Raw genomic sequence first — 16,715 nt, 5'->3', positions numbered from 1 at the left:
GCCAGCTCTTTTTACTCTGAATTCACTACTTGGTATTGTCCTACATTAAACGAGCCAATACTTAAAACTGATAGCCAATAGTTAATGAAATAGTTGTTGGGTCACCATAATAAGCAATAAGTGTAGTATCGCCACCAAAGCCAGGTAACCAATTACCCTCTTCATCTTGGCCGCCAGTAAAGTCATAAGCACCCACCATATACTCTTCATCAGTAATATTTTTCCAATGTAGAGCGGCAGTCCAATCACCTTCATTACTGTACCAATTTATACCCAAGTTAAGTAAACCATAAGCATCTTGAGTCAACCTATTATCAAGTTCAACCAAAGCATAATCGTCACGATAGTAATAATTACTATTTATAACAAAAGTACCAACAGAAGTTTCAATATCGTAAGTGACACCAAAATTAGCTGTAGTATCTGGCGTATTGGCTACAGTATAAATATCAGAAATATCATCATAACCATTACCATTCCAGCTTAATACTTCAGTAAATTCACTATCAATATAACCCAAAGCAAAGTTAAAGCTTAGTGACTCTGTTGCAGCATATTCCACTTCAAGCTCTAAACCTATCGCTTCAGATTGACCAATGTTACCTAAGCGTGAATCTAACACGGTAGGATCTTCATTTGGTACCACACTTTTGTATTGACGGTCTTTATGTTCTAGTGCAAAAACTGTTGCATTAACACGTAATTGATTAAACCACTCACTTTTTATACCAAGCTCAACAGAATCAACTATTTCTGGATTTACTGCTGGTTCATTAGTTGATGCACGAGGATTAAAGGTACCCGATTTGAAACCTTGTGAATAACTAGCAAATACCATCATATCTTCATCAACTTGGTACTCGACACCCACTTTAGGTGTGAAACGTGACCAAGTTTTGTTGCCATTTAATACTTCTGTTACTGGTAAATCTCCACGTGTATACCCAGGAATCCAGTTTGACTCTGGGTATTCTATTGAAAAGCGGAGATCATCATTTACATTCGCATATTTTTCTTCTTCTGTATAACGAGCACCTAAAGTAAACGATAACTTTTCAGTCAGATTATATGAACCTTGTGCATAAACAGCATAACTTTCGCTATTATTACAACCACTTTTTTCTGCTGTTAAACTTTGAAAAATGATGGCGTCATAATGACCGCATGACTCGCCATCAAAATAATATAATCCAGAAACAAATGATAAGTTATCTCCATTATAATTTAACTGAATTTCTTGCGAGAATTGCTCATCATCATAAATAGCTGGTACATCAAAAATTTGTAAAGGAGTATTATCAAAATCAATATTCGTTGGAGAATAATTCTCACGAGCTGCCGTCACTGATTTTAATGACCAATAATCATTAATATAATATTCAGCGGTTAAACTCCAGCCTTCATTCTCAACCACATTTTTGGTTGGTAAGCTTGTATATGAATCATATACACTATCAGGTATAGGCGCATCGGTTACTATACTAGGTAATAAACGGTAACCACCTTTAGCGTTGGAATCATCTTGGGTATTATCGTAATTAAAACGGAAGAACCAATCATCTGTAGGGGTAAATTCAACCGTTACTCGACCAGCAAAAACATCCTTGTTATAGTTTTCTAAATCTTGCCCAGGTAAGCCTGATTGTAAAAACTCACCGTAACCATCACGAGATAAGCTGGCTAAAGCAAAACCAACATAGAGTTTGTCATCAACTACTGGCACCGCACCAGCCACTTTATAATCTTGACGTGCGTAATTACCAAAAGTTGCTTTTATGTCAAACTCCGCATCTCCTGACATTTTTTTGGTGACATATTTGATTGCGCCACCTATGGTGTTTTTTCCGTATAAACTACCTTGTGGACCACGTAATACTTCAATACGTTCAACATCAAGAATATCAAGCACAGCGCCTTGTGGACGTGCAATATATACGTCATCAACATAAATACCAACGCCCGGTTCATAACCCCATAAAGGATCCTCTTGACCAACACCGCGGATAAAGGCGGTCAATGTTGAGTTAGTACCACGGCTACTTTGTAAGGTAGTATTTGGTGAGAATTGCTGAACTTCTGTCATCACGCTAATACCGTTCTGTTCAAGTTGTTCTGCACCAATAGAGGTAACGGCGACAGGAACATTCTGCAGAGTCTCTACGGTTTTACGAGCGGTAACTTCAATACGTTCAAGACCTGAGTTATCTTGAGCGCTTGTTGATTCATTTGCTTCTTCTGCAAGGGCAATGTTAGTGGTTAACGCGCTGGCAATAGCTAAAGCGAGGTAACTTAATTTTTTGTTATAGCGTTTCATAGTAGTGCCTTATTATAATTTTATTGAATCAGTTGTTTTAAGATTTTTTTTGATGTTTTTACTGATGTTTAAACTCTATAACAAAACTAGACAAAGTTAATTTGTACTATAGTACCATAGAGGTTAGTTACTGAATATTATCAACTTTTACCTTTTACACCCCAAAATTCGATGATATTCATAGCACTATCAAACGAAGATTCATATAAAAAGTCCGCACTCGCATCTCTATTTTTGTAACTAGAATTAACGCTTAAACCGTGACCAATTTCATTAATTTCAACCAACTTAACTTGCACAGGCTCTTCTTTATTTTGCCAAAGTGTTTGCTGATAATCTGCGAGTAAGGATTTACTTGGTTTCAATGCAGTTTCTGAAAGCTTTGACCACTGCAAAGCTAAGCTCTGGGAATTTTTGGGATTGACAACTTTATCTTTACTGCCCGTGATGACAATAAGCCTCGGCCATTGTTTAACGGCTTCATTACCGTGCTTTGCTAAGCTAGCTAGTTCGACTGATGACTGTGAAGGGCCATTTCTCATGCAAGAAATTGCTTTAGCCAAATTATTAGCACAAGGATAAGGTAAACCCGCAATAACAGCGCCAGCAGAGAAGAGTTCAGGATAGTGAACTAACAATGCACTGGTCATAGCACCGCCAGCGGAAAGGCCTGCAATAAATACATGGTCAAATTCTGACTGCGCCTTTAGTGCGAGGATCATATTTTTGATCGACAACACCTCCCCTTGATCCTTGTCGCTATCTTGCTCTGAGAACCAATTAAAACAGGAGGTAACATTATTTTTTTTACTTTGCTGTGGTAGTAACAGAGTGAAATTATGTTGTTTAGCAAGCGAAACAAAGCCACTTTGTTTTGCTAAGGTTTCACCTTGCTGCACGCATCCGTGTAGAAATACCACAAGGGATTTAGATTGCTTGGTCGGTTGAAAGTAACTTGCCGCTAAGTTGCCAGGGTTATCACCAAAATCAGTTAAAGGCTGAAAGTTTTCTAATGGATGAGAGGTAGCAATTGCGGAACAACTAAGGCCGCATAAGAACGTCCACAAGAGTGGCTTTAATTTATGTAACATAGTATCAATATTCAGGTTTTGTCGTATGACAATAATGGCGCAATGCCACGTAGCTCTGTATGGTACTTTAGTGCCAAGCAAGATTTAACTGAATGTTCTATGGGTGAAAGATCTTAATTTAATTTACGAAATAGCAAACAAAGTGGATAACCAAAGGCTGGCCCGCTTACTGATTCTTTAAGAAGTATGCTTTTAAAAAATCTATCAACAACCGCAATTTCTTCGACTCGGCATTCCCTGGAGGAAATACCCCATAGACATGAATATCCCTCATATCGTAATCATCAAGTACCGAAAGCAACTGCCCTGCTTTGATTCTAGGTTTTGCATCATAAACAGGAATACGACCTAGACCGTGGCCACCTTCAACAAAAGCGGTTCTTGCTGCCGCATTATTTGTGCTGATTGTGCCTTTCATTTCAATGCTAAAAGAACGACTACCTTTTGTCAGCTCGAGCGAACCCGCAGTTAACTTATACAGCACCCATTGATGTTTATTCAGCTCCGTTGGGTGTTTAGGAAAACCAAACTTTTCAAAATATGCGGGTGAGCCACAAAGACAAGTGCTGAGTGTTGATAATTTTGCTGCTTGTAGGCCTGAATCGGCTAAAGGAGCACCACGAATAGCTAGGTCTATGCCTTCTTTGATAATATTTACCACTTCATCCGTAAGCATGACATCAAGTTCAATTTTAGGGTAAATGGTACGAAACTCATTAAGTGCAGGAACAATAGTTTGCAAACCAACATTAACTGGACAGGTAATCTTTAATAAACCGACCGGTTCATGTTTAAGATTTTCAATCTGTCGATTAGCCGCTGATGCTTGCTCAGCGATAACGCGGCAATATTGATAATACTCAAGCCCTGCTTCAGTCGCTGAAATAGTGCGAGTAGAGCGATTCAGTAGTTTTATACCTAATTGAGCTTCAAGTTTTTTTATATGGTAACTCACCACCGCACGAGAGAGTCCAATATGTTTAGCAGCACCACTGAGCGTACCCTGCTCAATCACTTGGGCAAAAACAACCATACTTTTTAGCTGTTCAAAAGAAATATTCATCATTAACCTATCAAGATGATCATACCCTTATTGTATCATTTATTGATACAAAGAAGTCTATATAATCTGCATTGTTAGCTTAGCTCTACTCAACTACACTTACCGTCAATGAAACATCCCTGGCAATAATTTAAATATCGAGGTTTACAATGCAAACTAAAAACATATTAATGGTATTAACATCACACGCTGAATTAGGTAACACTGGAAAGAAAACAGGCTTTTGGGTAGAAGAGTTTGCAGCCCCTTATTACGCGTTTAAAGATGCAGGCATAAACGTTACCTTAGCTTCTCCAGCAGGAGGACAAGCGCCAATCGATCCGACTAGTGAATTAGATGATTTTCAAACAACAGCAACCAAGCGTTATTTCGAAGATGCTGAAAGCCAAAACCTTATAGCCAATACTCAGGTTCTAGCGCAAATCAACAGTGAAGATTTTGATGCGGTATTTTACCCAGGTGGACATGGCCCTTTATGGGATTTAACAGACAATACCAATTCCATCCAATTGATTGAACAGTTTATTGCAGCTAGCAAACCTGTTGCAGCTGTTTGTCATGCTACTGCCGCTTTATTAAACGTTAAAGATAGTAACGGTGAGTATGCAGTTAAGGGTAAAGCGGTTTCAGGTTTTACCAACACTGAAGAAGACGCTGTACAGCTAACCGACATTGTGCCTTTTTTACTCGAAGATGAATTGATCAAACGCGGTGCTGACTATCAAAAAGTTGAAGATTGGCATGCCTTTGCTGTTCAAGACGGTTTACTCATTTCGGGTCAAAACCCAGCCAGTTCAATCTTAGTCGCTGAAAAATTAATGAGACAACTAAACGGTTAATGACTTCTGCTCAGCACTGAGTTTTTTGAGCAAAATTATCTTATTCAATTTAGTGCTGACTCTTTAATACCAATCAGAATGATGAATGGCTCAACTTCATTGCAACATAAGCAATAAGAGTGATTTTTCAAGAACAAGGCCATTTAAAAAGATTACTGAGTTAGTCTGATTGCTATAACGACATAACTTTTATTTACTGCTTAAAAAGAGAATTACTAATGAATCAAAACAAACAAGTAAATCGACAAATATTGTTAGCTTCACGTCCTTTTGGTGCGCCAAGCCACGACAACTTTACACTAGCACAAACAGCCAAGCCTAGCCCAAAACAGGGTGAAGTATTATTACGTACGGTATATCTTTCATTAGATCCCTATATGAGAGGTCGTATGAATGATGCAAAATCTTACGCCGATCCCGTAGCATTAAATGAGGTAATGGTTGGTGGCACTGTTTGTAGAGTCGAAGAATCGAAGCATGCTGATTACCAACAAGGAGATTGGGTTGTTTCTTTTGGTGGCTGGCAGGATTACAGCATATCAAATGGCGTTGACCTACTTAAGTTAGGTAATGATATTTCAAACCCATCTTATGCACTAGGAGTTCTCGGTATGCCGGGTTTAACTGCCTATATGGGATTATTAGATATTGGCCAACCAAAAGCTGGGGAGACAGTTGTCGTCGCAGCTGCAACAGGTGCCGTAGGTAGTTTAGTAGGGCAAATTGCTAAAATACAAGGCTGTAAAGTGATTGGTATAGCGGGTGGTACTGAGAAGTGCCAATATGCCGTTGATACCCTTGGTTTTGATGCCTGTTTAGATCACCACAGTGATGAATTAGCTACCCTACTGGCAAAAACTTGTACTGATGGTATCGACGTTTACTTTGAAAATGTTGGCGGTAAAGTCTTTGATGCCGTATTACCGCTACTTAATCCTAAGTCTCGTATTCCTTTATGTGGCCTTATTTCACAATATAATGCCACTGAATTACCTGATGGTCCTGATCGTATGTCTTCGTTAATGGGCACATTATTGGTTAAGCGCGCTAAAATGCAAGGTTTCATCGTATTTGATGACTATGGCCACCGTTATGGCGAATTTAATAAAGCGATGATGACATGGCTTAGTGAAGGAAAGATCAAATACAAAGAGCACAGAGTAGAAGGCTTAGAAAATAGCGTATCGTCATTTATTGGTTTGTTGGAAGGCAAGAACTTTGGCAAGTTAGTAGTTCGTGTTGGTCCTGATGACTTAACATAACTAAGCTATATACCCGTTAACCTTCAAAGTACATCTAGATTGGTACCGAGTTTAAACGCGTATAAAAACAAAAACCCAGCAATTACGCTGGGTTTTATGTTTTAACTTGACCGTTTTATCAGAAATTAAAACGGGATATCATCATCGAAATCAATTGATGGTTCTTGTGGGTTCACTTTAGGTGCTTGCTGTTGCTGATAACCACCTTGTTGTGCTGGTGCTTGTTGAGGAGCAAAACCACCTTGTTGTGCTGGTGCTTGCTGTTGCGGAGCAAAGCCACCTTGTTGTGCTGGTGCTTGTTGTTGCGGAGCAAAGCCACCTTGTTGTGCTGGTGCTTTTGCTTGCTGTCCTTGGTTAGAAAATCCACCTTGTTGAGCTGGCTGGTTAGAAAATCCACCCGATTGCTGTGGAGCTTGTTGCTGGAAGCCACCACTTTGCTGTTGTCCTTGATTAGCAAAACCACCGCCCTGACCTTGAGACGACTTTCCATCTAACATTTGCATTACGCCATTAAAGCCCTGTAATACGATTTCAGTCGTATATTGATCTTGACCTTGTTGGTTGGTCCACTTACGCGTTTGCAAAGATCCTTCAAGATATACTTTTGAACCTTTTTTCAAGTATTCACCAGCAATTTCAGCAAGTTTTCCAAACATAACAACACGATGCCATTCTGTTTTGTCTTTCTGCTCACCAGTTTGTTTGTCTTTCCATGAGTCTGACGTTGCAACAGTAATATTTGCTACTGCACCACCATTTGGCATAAAACGTACCTCAGGATCTTTACCTAAGTTACCTACTATGATTACTTTATTTACACCCGCCATGAAAATATCCTATTAATTGAGCTATTAAGACGTACGTCATTTCTTTTTCTATTTAAATAGAAAGAAAGTGTGTCTTTGAAATTTAGTTTAAGGGGGTAATTCTATAGTGAGCAGCGATCAAATTCGAGTGATTTTTTGCTAAAAGCTCATTTATTTTAATTTAATCTCTTTTAAAAATACCGAACCAAATTGCAGATGAAAAACAGTGTATAAACACGGCGTTGATATTACCTACTAATTAATTGTTATCACTGATAATTAGTAGGTGACGCTAATATTTATACCTGTGATCAATCTACATTTATTTTTCAGAACAGAATTAACCTAAATAAACTGACAAACTTCAAAAGTTATGAAGACTATAACTCAATAAAGTGTTCAGTTAGCTGAGTACGAATCTCATCAGATATTCTTTTAGAGCTTTGCGTCTCATAATCAAAATTTACCATGGCTGCCGTACCCGACACACATTTTTCTCCGTGCTGCCAAAGTTCTTGATAAACATCAAACGAGGCGCCACCGATTCGGCTAACGAATGTTCTGATCTCAATTTCCTGACCATAAAATAGCTGTCCGTGATAAGAAACTTCTATTTTAGCAATGATAAGTTGCCATTTTTTAGGGTCTAAATCAGGAGTGAAAAATCTAAATATAGGGGCACGTCCACCTTCAAACCAAACTGGTGGTTTAGTATTATTAATATGCCCTAAAGCATCCGTATCACTAAAGTGTGGCATCATTTTTTCACTGAACATAATTAACCTTTTTATGATTATTCGCTTTACGGCACGAACTTAAGTGCTGTAAATATTAATTTTATTGATAAGATATACTATCTTAACTTTATAGAAATTTCATAAATATTAGAATGATATAGATGAAAATGCCTTTATCATCGATTAGCTGTTTATTTTCTCTATACCCAAGCCACACGAGTTGTTAATGTAATTACTACACTCACGCTGATCTTCATAAATACTGTGATTGAAATTAATTCTTTCGTTGAGAAGATATTATTTATGATTCCATGCTGGTGTAACAACAAATAAAAGTGAAAATTGAGTACACTGAGACTAAAAAGCCCCTGTGAACCGAGTAAAACACTAAATAAATAATGTTGAAGTTGCCTGTTAACGCTATAGTTAAATGAGTGATATATAAACATATTACTCATCACTTCTTTATTTTAGGTACGCGATGCTGTTTTTATTAAAAGTCATAAAAAAAATAAAACAATGTAATGCCATATCGCCAAAATCTAACAATAAAATCTCACTTACTTGGCGAGATGATGTATTTTCTGGACGACTTTCATTGCTAGTCGCCGGCTTACTATTAATTATTTTTTGCCCCATAATATCAGCTACCGAACGCGTAGCTGAAAAAATAGATAACAGCTCAGGGTCGGCCAATGCCATAGATGGGAATTCAATCCAGAATCAATCCTTAAATCAAGCTGATATTGAGTCTTCAGATGAAAAAGTACTGTGCGATACCAGTCAGCCAAAAATAACCTTCAAACCACAAACAATCTTCGATAAAAACGAAGAAGGTTTTACTTTTTTACATCGTTGGGCCAATGCCATTCATATTGATACAAAAATTATAACGCTAGAAAATGAAGCTAATTTTTTTATCAAAAAATGTACAAAAACTTTTGCTGATATGGCTGAACTAGAACGCCATTTACGTAGCAGAAAATACCTTAGAGATGCAGAAGTTAGCGCTGATGAATACGTAGAAAACATTACCATTACCACTTGGGATAATTGGTCACTTATGCCAACGCTTAGCTTTGGCCGCAAGGGAGGAATAAACACTTATAGCTTTGGTATAAAAGAGCGTAACTTACTCGGGTTAGGCATAGATACCGAAATTGAATCATACCGAAATGCCCAGCGTTCAGGTTACAAACTAGTGGCCACTATCCCACTTTTTCAAAAACAAAATACTTCGGTTAAGTTGGGTTTTGCTGATAATGATGATGGTCAACAACGTAGCTTATTTCTGCATAAAATATTTGCTGGTTTTCATACCAAGACCTCCTATCATATAGGCTTTAATGAAGAGTCTCGTAACGACACTATTTTTCAAAATGGTCTGGACCAAAGTGTATTTGGCCATGATATTAGCTTTAAAGAAGCAAGCTACGCATGGCTAAGTTTTAACAGTGAGAACCGCTTACTAAGATATCGTGTTGGCATAACGCAAGATAAAGAAACGTTCACCGAGCTTTCTGATGAAGAGAATCTCGACTTATCCAATCCACCTCTGACTAATGTAAAACCCGAAGATAGAGATTTACTCTACCCATGGCTAGCATTTGAATATATTGAAAAAGATTTTAGAAAACTCACAAATGTGCACTTGATTACCCAAATAGAAGATTTTAACCATGGTTGGCAACTTAACTCTAGCCTTGGTATAGGCAATGGTAACAAAGAAAACTCAGCATGGACTGTATGGAAGATGCGAGTTAAAAAAGGCTTCAACTTGCATGATAATTCCTTATTGTTACTTGATCTTGCACTAGCTAATGATATTTACCAACATAGAGATAGTCGTTTATTGGTAAAGCTTAGCGGGGAGTATTTTTATCAATTGAATAAAAACTGGGGTTTTTATCTAAGTAATACCAATGTTATCAGTAAAAACCAATATATTGACCAACCAGTGACTATGGGAGGCAACACTGGTTTACGCGGTTTTCCACTGCAATATCAGCACGGACAAGATAGCATTAAAGTTACTTCTGAAATCAGATATTACCCTGAAGTAAATCTTTTTAAACTGTTTGATTTAGCTGGTGTGGCTTTTGTCGATGCGGGTCGAACCTATGGAGAGTCAACAGTCAAAAATATTGAGGAAGGCTGGTTAAGCTCTGCGGGACTTGGCTTGAGATTACACTCGCCACATTCAGGCGGTAACCATCCCATCATTCACATCGACTTTGCGTTTCCACAAAGCGATAATCCAGAAATTAATGGTTTTGAAATTAGAGTGCAGGCAAAAAAATCATTCTAGCTATATTTTAATCATCAACCTTTAAACAATATTTTGAGCAATAAAGGAGATTATTGCTTCAACAAGTCGATACTACAAAAATCGCTTCAACACTCTATCTATTTGGGCAACACGTATCTTTTTCAATAATTTTTGAGGTTTTTCAGGGTAGTCTTCTACTGAATCAATATCAGAGAAATGCGAAACTTTACTCGTATTGACTAAAATACCGAGCAGTTCTTCATCCGTTTTTTGTAATAGCTGTTTATTGACATCATCAACAACTAAGCCATTCTCTAAATCCAGTGCCCAAGCACGGGGATTTAAATTACTGCCCGTAATCAAATGATAGCGGTCATCAACGCGTAAACCTTTGAGATGAAAGCTATTATCTTTATCTTTCCATAAATGGATATTCAATAAACCTTGGTCAATAAAATTTTGATAACGTTTAACAAAACGCTTAAGTAACATCTCATAAACATAGGGGATGATACCTATGGTACTGAAATCTTCATCATTGCCAATAAAAAAGTCATTCGCTGTTTTATCGCCTACAACCACAGTTGTTTTAACACCACGTTTTAGGGCTCTAATCACATCTTTAGCAAGAGAATGAGGTAGATTAAAATAAGGCGTGAAAAGCACCATATTATCATCAGCTTTTTGCACTAAGTGACGAGTAGCTCGATTAAGCTGATTTTTACGGCGACCAAAACCTACTAGCGGTGTAATAAGGGCTTTATTACTCACTATTTTTGATTGGCTAAGACCTTGTTGTTGAGCAACAATATAGTGAGATTTTTTTAGCTGAAGTTTTAATGCGATCAGATTTTTCTTTTGTTCTACCGCATCAGGTAACCATTCTTGATTAAGAAGTGGCGCCAGACCTGAATCAATAAAAGTATCAGATAAGTAGTGGCAAAAACTATCGGCTAATGCTGCGCTATTGATAGTACAGTAGCGATCTAAACGATATCGCTCACCTTGATGTAGATAAATATCATTGATACTTGCGCCTGTATAGAAAAGCTTCTCATCGAAAACCATGCCTTTTAGGTGTAAAACCCCAAAGACTTCTTTTCGCTTAACAGCAACACCATAGATATTAACGGTGTGAGGATACTCATGTGCTAATTTCAAATAAAGTGCACGGTTACCTAAGCTTGCCTTTTCACCAATTAAACCACGTTGTCCACGGTTAAAATCAACAAAGATATTAATCTCTATTGTTGGGAAATTAGCTTTAGCTTGGTATAAGGCATGGAGGATCTCTCTACCTGCCTCATCATCTTGTAGATATAAGGCAGTAATGAAAATACGCTGACGTGCGCATTCAATAAGGGACAACAACTGCTGCTTATATTCTTTAGGCGTGGTAAGGAATTCAATATCACCACTATCGACAATTATTTCTTGCACTGTGCTCTATCTAAAAAAAATTAATTCACGACAGTATATCAATAATAAACCGAAGAAATATAGGGTTTTTCTTCGGTTCACTACAGCTATCTTCGCATTAAGGTGTTGATTTCATCCAAATAGGCCTAAATTTTCACCGCTAACTCTGCCGCTTGGCGTATCGCACGTTTAGCATCAAGTTCCGCAGCAACATTAGCTCCACCAATTAGATGTACAGGTAAACCACCATCAATTAGCTTTTGCTGTAAATCTCGATTCGATTCTTGCCCTGCGCAGATAATGATATTATCAACTTCAAGCAATTGCTCTTTACCATCAACTTCAATCACTAAGCCTTTCTCAGTAATGGCTTTATAACTTGCGCCAGCCAACATAGTAACGCCTTGTTTTACTAAATTGGCTCTATGTACCCAGCCTGATGTTTTACCCAAGCCTTTGCCCACTTTAGTCGTTTTGCGTTGTATCAGAGTAATATGCCTTGCCGGATCATGCTTAGGTATATCTTGTTTACTTAGCAATGCCCCATTTTTCAGGTATTGCTTATCAACCCCCCAATTTTTAAGCCATGCTTCTGGGTCATTAGTTAATGATTTTTCTGATAAATAAGTGGCTACATCAAAGCCAATACCGCCAGCACCTATAATCGCGACCTTGTTACCAACCTCAACTTTATCTCGCAGCACTTGTAAATATGTAAGTACTTTATTACTGGTATAACCTTCCTCTAAACCTTTAATATCGAGCTTTCTTGGTTTTATACCTGTTGCTAATACCACTTCATCAAAACCAGCAGCGAGTAATTTTTCTGCACTTTGCTCAGTGTTAAGATACACCTTAATATCAAGCAAACTTATCTGTTTGTTAAAATAGCGTAATGTCTCAAAAAATTCTTCTTTACCGGGTACTTGTTTAGCGACATTAAACTGGCCACCTATCTCGCTAATTTTATCAAATAGTTCAACATGATGTCCTCGCTCCGCAGCATAAACACTAAAAGCTAATCCCGCAGGTCCGGCACCTATCACGGCTAATTTTTTAACTTGTTTAGCTTTTTCTATAACAAGCTCTGTTTCATAACATGCCATTGGGTTGACTAAACATGAGGCTCGCTTTTGTGCAAACACGTGATCTAAGCACGCTTGGTTACAACCAATGCAGGTATTAATTTCATCGGCTTTATTTTCTGCGGCTTTATTAACAAAGTCGGCATCCGCCAAGAAAGGTCTCGCCATTGACACCATATCAGCTTGCCCCGTCGCTAACACTTCTTCAGCAACTTCAGGCGTATTAATTCTGTTAGTTGTGATTAGGGGTATAGACACTTCTTTTTTCATTTTTTCAGTGACCCAGGTAAATGCAGCTCTAGGTACTGAAGTAACTATGGTCGGAACGCGTGCTTCATGCCAACCAATACCAGTATTAATCAGTGTGGCACCAGCCTGCTCTACCGCTTTTGCCATAGTGACAACTTCTTCCCAACTGTTGCCACCTTCAACTAAATCCAACATGGATAAACGAAAGATGATGATAAAATTTTCGCCCACTTTAGCGCGTACTGCTTTAATCGTTTCAATAGCTAGGCGCATTCTGTTTTCAATACTACCGCCCCACTCATCGTTACGCTTATTTGTTCTTACACAAGCAAACTGGTTAATTAAATAACCTTCAGAGCCCATAATTTCCACACCATCATAGCCTGCTTTAGCCGCTAACTTGGCTGAGTAAGCATAATCTTTAATGGTCGATTTAATTTGACGCACTGACATTGCTTTAGGCGTAAAAGGAGAAATAGGTGATTTGATTTTACTGGGGGCCACACCAAAAGGATGATAGGCGTATCGACCCGTATGTAATAGTTGCAAGCAGATTTTAGTTGGGTACTGATGAACGGCGTCTGTTACTTGTTTGTGTTTATTTGCTTGCCAAAAATGACTTAGCTCACTACCAAACGGTGCTATTCTGCCGCGTAGATTAGGACTAACACCACCGGTAACGATCAAGCCCACACCGCCTTTCGCTCTTGCTTGATAGAATGCAGCTAATTTTGCAAAACCACCGCGCTCTTCTTCTAAGCCAGTATGCATGGATCCCATAAGGACACGGTTAGCTAATTGGGTAAAGCCAAGGTCTAGTGGCGCTAATAAATGTGGGTAGGCAGTTGTTGTCATAATTATGCTCTGCTATTGGTCGTACCAGTTGTTATAGTGTTATTAATTTACTGACATTTAGACAAAAACACAAGTTATGATAAAATCGCCTCGCTAAAACTGAGCTAACGAAATAACGACCTCTGCATACCACAAACATTTAAAATAACGATTACATAAGACTATATGCCTAATAAGAAACAGCTAGCTGACCTTGTTGTCACTGCACTCTCGAAACAGCTGCAACAAGCTATTGATGCTGCAAACGAAGCTCATGCCGCTGCGGTTGATGATCAAAGTGTTGCTGAAACACAATATGATACGCTAGCGATAGAGGCGAGTTATTTGGCTGAAGGACAGTCTAAGCGAGTGATTGAGTTCCAGCACGCTATCGATGCCTATAAAGCGCTTGAACTAATTGAATTCAATAGCGAGAGCTATATCGCTTTAGGCGCCCTGGTACAATTATCCACTGATTCAGACACCAACCATTGGTTCTTTATAGGGCCTGCTGCCGGAGGGTTTCGCTGTCAGCTAGCTCAACAAAATATCACGGTGATAACACCGCAATCACCTATGGGAATAGCATTAATAGGTAAACAGCTAGATGATGATATAGAAGTCATGCTCGGTAGCAATAAACTTGAAGATTACATCGTTACGTTAAAATAAACTAAAAATGCAAAATTTAGTAAAATCCAGTTAACTTGACGCTATTTTAAAGCCAATTTTCAAGGTAACTTGGTAATGGCCGACAGCACCATTAACTATATGACCTCGGGTTTCTATGACCTCAAACCAATCCATATTATTGATTGATTTGTTACACTCTGCCAAGGCATTTTCAATAGCATCTTCAATACTATTTTTAGATGAGCCAACCATTTCAATTTTTTTGTAAGTGTGGTGTTCAGACATAATAGTCACCGCTAAATTGTTTAAGATAAACTTTAGTTTAGCGTGCTTTTAATATATTGCTGAGAGATGCTCGCTGATAGTCGTATAAAATTCAGGTATCGCGAACACCTTCAACAGAGGATTATTTCTGTAGTCTAACTTTGAAGTAACGCTTTAATGGCGAGTAAATCCACCGTTTTAACATCAACCTTTAAATAAGCGACTGCCTCGGTGTGCACTAGGGTTGCTTCGATAACACCGGGCATATTGATTAATTGGTCGGCCATTTTATCAGCTTCTTCTTCACAGGTAATATTGGTGGCAAAACTAAAACTTTTTGATTTTTTCAATGACTGCATACCAAAGCTTAATCCCAACCAGATAACCGTTACTATTGTCATCACTAAGAAGATGGTTTGCTCGCCATATTGGCTCGCTATAAAACCACCCAGAATACCACCAACAAAAGCACCTAAAAACTGGCTGCTTGAATATATCCCCATAGCACTACCTTTAACGCCAGCAGGTGCTATACGTGATAAGATTGACGGCATGGTTGCCTCTAAATAGTTAAAAGCTGTGAAAAATAGTACAACTGACAGCACTAGGCTCCAGAAACCACTAGGTAATAACCAAAGTAAAAATAAAGCTATGGCCAATAGTGTAATAGCCGCACTGAACATGGGTTTTTCTTTCTGTTTTTTAATGGCAAAAATCATAAATGGCACCATTAAAAAGAAAGAACCTAATAAAGTAGGTAAGTAAATTTGCCAATGGTCTTCAAGAGATAAACCACTAGCGACAAACTGTTTAGGCAAAGTAATAAAACAGGCCGTCAGTGTCATATGTAGAATGAAAACGCCCCAATTTAAACGGGATAATTGTGGGTGGCGAATCAAACGAGTAATTTGCTCAGGCAAGGCAACGTTATCGCCACGCGGTGCTTTATTCACTGAGTTTGGCACCATAAATTGAATCATCGCCATGGCAAAGGTAGTCAATAGCCCTGTAAACCAAAATAAGCCACTTAAACCAAAGGCATCAGCAACTATTGGTCCTAAAATCATAGCAAAGGTAAATGATAAACCGATAAACATACCAATGGTTGCCATGACTTTAGGTCGCTGTTCTTCTCGACTTAAATCAGCAGCTAAAGCAAGTATTGCACTAGCAATAGCACCCATCCCCTGAATTGCTCGACCGAGCACAACACCATAAATAGTGTCAGACATTGCCGCAACAATACTACCGATGAGAAAGACCACTAAGCCGGCAAGAATTACCGGTTTCCTGCCATATTTATCCGAAAGAATGCCCATAGGGATTTGCAATAAAGCTTGCGTTAATCCATAGGCACCAATGGCTAATCCTAACCAAATGGGACTATAACCCGTTAGTTGTTCACCATAAATGGCGAATACGGGTAAGATCATGAACAAGCCTAACATGCGCACGCCAAAGACACTGGCTAAGGAAAAGGCGGCTTTTTTCTCAATACGGTTTAAACCTGAAACACTCATAACGTTGCTGAAACCTAAAAATAGATGAAGAAATCGGAAAAAATTGCGAGTAGTTTACCACGCCAAGAAGCACAACAAAATCCCCACAATGAAAACAAGGTGTTAAGCGCAATACACAAACAATCTCAATATGCTTAATTCAGCTGGAATTATAAACGTTTTATTCATCGTTATTGATTTCGACAAGGACGCTACATGGATATAGCTTCTTAGAGAATGCAGACGGTACAGGAAGTACCTTATTAGATAATGCAGGAGCAATTATCCTGAGAATATTCTCCTGAATAGCCATTTTATTCAATCAATACCTTGCCTCTAAACCTTTTAATT

General features: G+C 38.4%; 13 protein-coding genes. 4 read left to right on the top strand and 9 right to left on the bottom strand.

Annotation, left to right across the window (positions count from 1 at the left end; translation table 11 throughout):
- Positions 1-61 precede the first annotated feature (61 nt).
- From CPS_RS04155 to CPS_RS04145, 3 genes are all read right to left on the bottom strand, one after another.
- Positions 62-2,314: a TonB-dependent receptor gene (locus tag CPS_RS04155; RefSeq protein WP_011041779.1), complete on the bottom strand. Its 2,253-nt coding sequence runs from the start codon at positions 2,312-2,314 to the stop codon at positions 62-64.
- A gap of 140 nt (positions 2,315-2,454) precedes the next feature.
- Positions 2,455-3,405, bottom strand: a complete 951-nt coding sequence (locus tag CPS_RS04150; RefSeq protein ID WP_138140233.1) for an extracellular catalytic domain type 1 short-chain-length polyhydroxyalkanoate depolymerase — start codon at positions 3,403-3,405, stop codon at positions 2,455-2,457.
- A 166-nt stretch (positions 3,406-3,571) separates the two neighbouring features.
- Positions 3,572-4,468 carry a LysR family transcriptional regulator gene (locus tag CPS_RS04145; RefSeq protein ID WP_011041777.1) on the bottom strand — a complete coding sequence of 299 codons (897 nt, stop codon included), beginning with the start codon at positions 4,466-4,468 and terminating at the stop codon, positions 3,572-3,574.
- Between the two features lie 149 nt (positions 4,469-4,617).
- Here CPS_RS04145 and CPS_RS04140 point away from each other — a divergent pair, with 149 nt between their 5' ends.
- Both CPS_RS04140 and CPS_RS04135 read left to right on the top strand, forming a co-directional pair.
- Positions 4,618-5,307, top strand: a complete 690-nt coding sequence (locus tag CPS_RS04140) for a type 1 glutamine amidotransferase domain-containing protein (protein ID WP_011041776.1) — start codon at positions 4,618-4,620, stop codon at positions 5,305-5,307.
- A gap of 218 nt (positions 5,308-5,525) precedes the next feature.
- Entirely contained in the window at positions 5,526-6,569 is a 1,044-nt protein-coding gene (locus CPS_RS04135) for an NADP-dependent oxidoreductase (protein WP_011041774.1), read from the top strand.
- Positions 6,570-6,694: 125 nt separating this feature from the next.
- Here the strand turns inward: CPS_RS04135 and ssb are convergent, their stop codons facing one another.
- Together ssb and CPS_RS04125 are read right to left on the bottom strand one after the other, a co-directional pair.
- Positions 6,695-7,396, bottom strand: coding sequence for a single-stranded DNA-binding protein (gene ssb / locus CPS_RS04130; protein ID WP_011041773.1), 702 nt, complete (start codon positions 7,394-7,396; stop codon positions 6,695-6,697).
- A gap of 359 nt (positions 7,397-7,755) precedes the next feature.
- A complete protein-coding gene (locus CPS_RS04125; protein ID WP_011041772.1) occupies positions 7,756-8,151 on the bottom strand; it encodes an acyl-CoA thioesterase in 396 nt (131 codons plus the stop codon).
- Positions 8,152-8,593: 442 nt separating this feature from the next.
- On the opposite strand from CPS_RS04125, the gene CPS_RS04120 reads away from it, so the two are divergent.
- Positions 8,594-10,420 (top strand): hypothetical protein, encoded by a 1,827-nt coding sequence (locus CPS_RS04120; protein ID WP_011041770.1) that lies wholly within the window; start codon positions 8,594-8,596, stop codon positions 10,418-10,420.
- Positions 10,421-10,492: 72 nt separating this feature from the next.
- Here CPS_RS04120 and pssA read toward each other — a convergent pair whose 3' ends face one another.
- Both pssA and CPS_RS04110 read right to left on the bottom strand, forming a co-directional pair.
- The gene (gene pssA / locus CPS_RS04115; RefSeq protein WP_011041769.1) at positions 10,493-11,821 is read right to left on the bottom strand and encodes a CDP-diacylglycerol--serine O-phosphatidyltransferase; all 1,329 of its coding nucleotides are present in this window, start codon (positions 11,819-11,821) and stop codon (positions 10,493-10,495) included.
- Between the two features lie 125 nt (positions 11,822-11,946).
- On the bottom strand, positions 11,947-13,989 hold the full coding sequence (locus CPS_RS04110) for an FAD-dependent oxidoreductase (RefSeq protein WP_011041768.1): 2,043 nt from the start codon (positions 13,987-13,989) through the stop codon (positions 11,947-11,949).
- Positions 13,990-14,154: 165 nt separating this feature from the next.
- Here CPS_RS04110 and CPS_RS04105 point away from each other — a divergent pair, with 165 nt between their 5' ends.
- Complete coding sequence (locus tag CPS_RS04105; RefSeq protein WP_011041767.1) at positions 14,155-14,640, top strand: GreA/GreB family elongation factor; 486 nt, start codon at positions 14,155-14,157, stop codon at positions 14,638-14,640.
- Positions 14,641-14,670: 30 nt separating this feature from the next.
- On the opposite strand, the gene CPS_RS04100 is transcribed toward CPS_RS04105, so the two are convergent.
- Positions 14,671-14,886, bottom strand: coding sequence for a dodecin (locus tag CPS_RS04100; protein ID WP_011041766.1), 216 nt, complete (start codon positions 14,884-14,886; stop codon positions 14,671-14,673).
- A gap of 134 nt (positions 14,887-15,020) precedes the next feature.
- Positions 15,021-16,385: an MFS transporter gene (locus tag CPS_RS04095; RefSeq protein WP_011041765.1), complete on the bottom strand. Its 1,365-nt coding sequence runs from the start codon at positions 16,383-16,385 to the stop codon at positions 15,021-15,023.
- Positions 16,386-16,715 lie beyond the last annotated feature (330 nt).

Source organism: Colwellia psychrerythraea 34H (assembly GCF_000012325.1).
Lineage (GTDB): Bacteria > Pseudomonadota > Gammaproteobacteria > Enterobacterales > Alteromonadaceae > Colwellia > Colwellia psychrerythraea_A.
This window is presented reverse-complemented; position numbering and strand designations above follow the sequence as displayed.

Bases quoted from the DNA above. Each gene is read 5' to 3' on its own strand.
- CPS_RS04155 (WP_011041779.1), bottom strand. From the start codon at position 2,314: ATGAAACGCTATAACAAAAAATTAAGTTACCTCGCTTTAGCTATTGCC.
- CPS_RS04150 (WP_138140233.1), bottom strand. From the start codon at position 3,405: ATGTTACATAAATTAAAGCCACTCTTGTGGACGTTCTTATGCGGCCTT.
- CPS_RS04145 (WP_011041777.1), bottom strand. From the start codon at position 4,468: ATGAATATTTCTTTTGAACAGCTAAAAAGTATGGTTGTTTTTGCCCAA.
- CPS_RS04140 (WP_011041776.1), top strand. From the start codon at position 4,618: ATGCAAACTAAAAACATATTAATGGTATTAACATCACACGCTGAATTA.
- CPS_RS04135 (WP_011041774.1), top strand. From the start codon at position 5,526: ATGAATCAAAACAAACAAGTAAATCGACAAATATTGTTAGCTTCACGT.
- ssb (WP_011041773.1), bottom strand. From the start codon at position 7,396: ATGGCGGGTGTAAATAAAGTAATCATAGTAGGTAACTTAGGTAAAGAT.
- CPS_RS04125 (WP_011041772.1), bottom strand. From the start codon at position 8,151: ATGTTCAGTGAAAAAATGATGCCACACTTTAGTGATACGGATGCTTTA.
- CPS_RS04120 (WP_011041770.1), top strand. From the start codon at position 8,594: ATGCTGTTTTTATTAAAAGTCATAAAAAAAATAAAACAATGTAATGCC.
- CPS_RS04110 (WP_011041768.1), bottom strand. From the start codon at position 13,989: ATGACAACAACTGCCTACCCACATTTATTAGCGCCACTAGACCTTGGC.
- CPS_RS04105 (WP_011041767.1), top strand. From the start codon at position 14,155: ATGCCTAATAAGAAACAGCTAGCTGACCTTGTTGTCACTGCACTCTCG.
- CPS_RS04100 (WP_011041766.1), bottom strand. From the start codon at position 14,886: ATGTCTGAACACCACACTTACAAAAAAATTGAAATGGTTGGCTCATCT.
- CPS_RS04095 (WP_011041765.1), bottom strand. From the start codon at position 16,385: ATGAGTGTTTCAGGTTTAAACCGTATTGAGAAAAAAGCCGCCTTTTCC.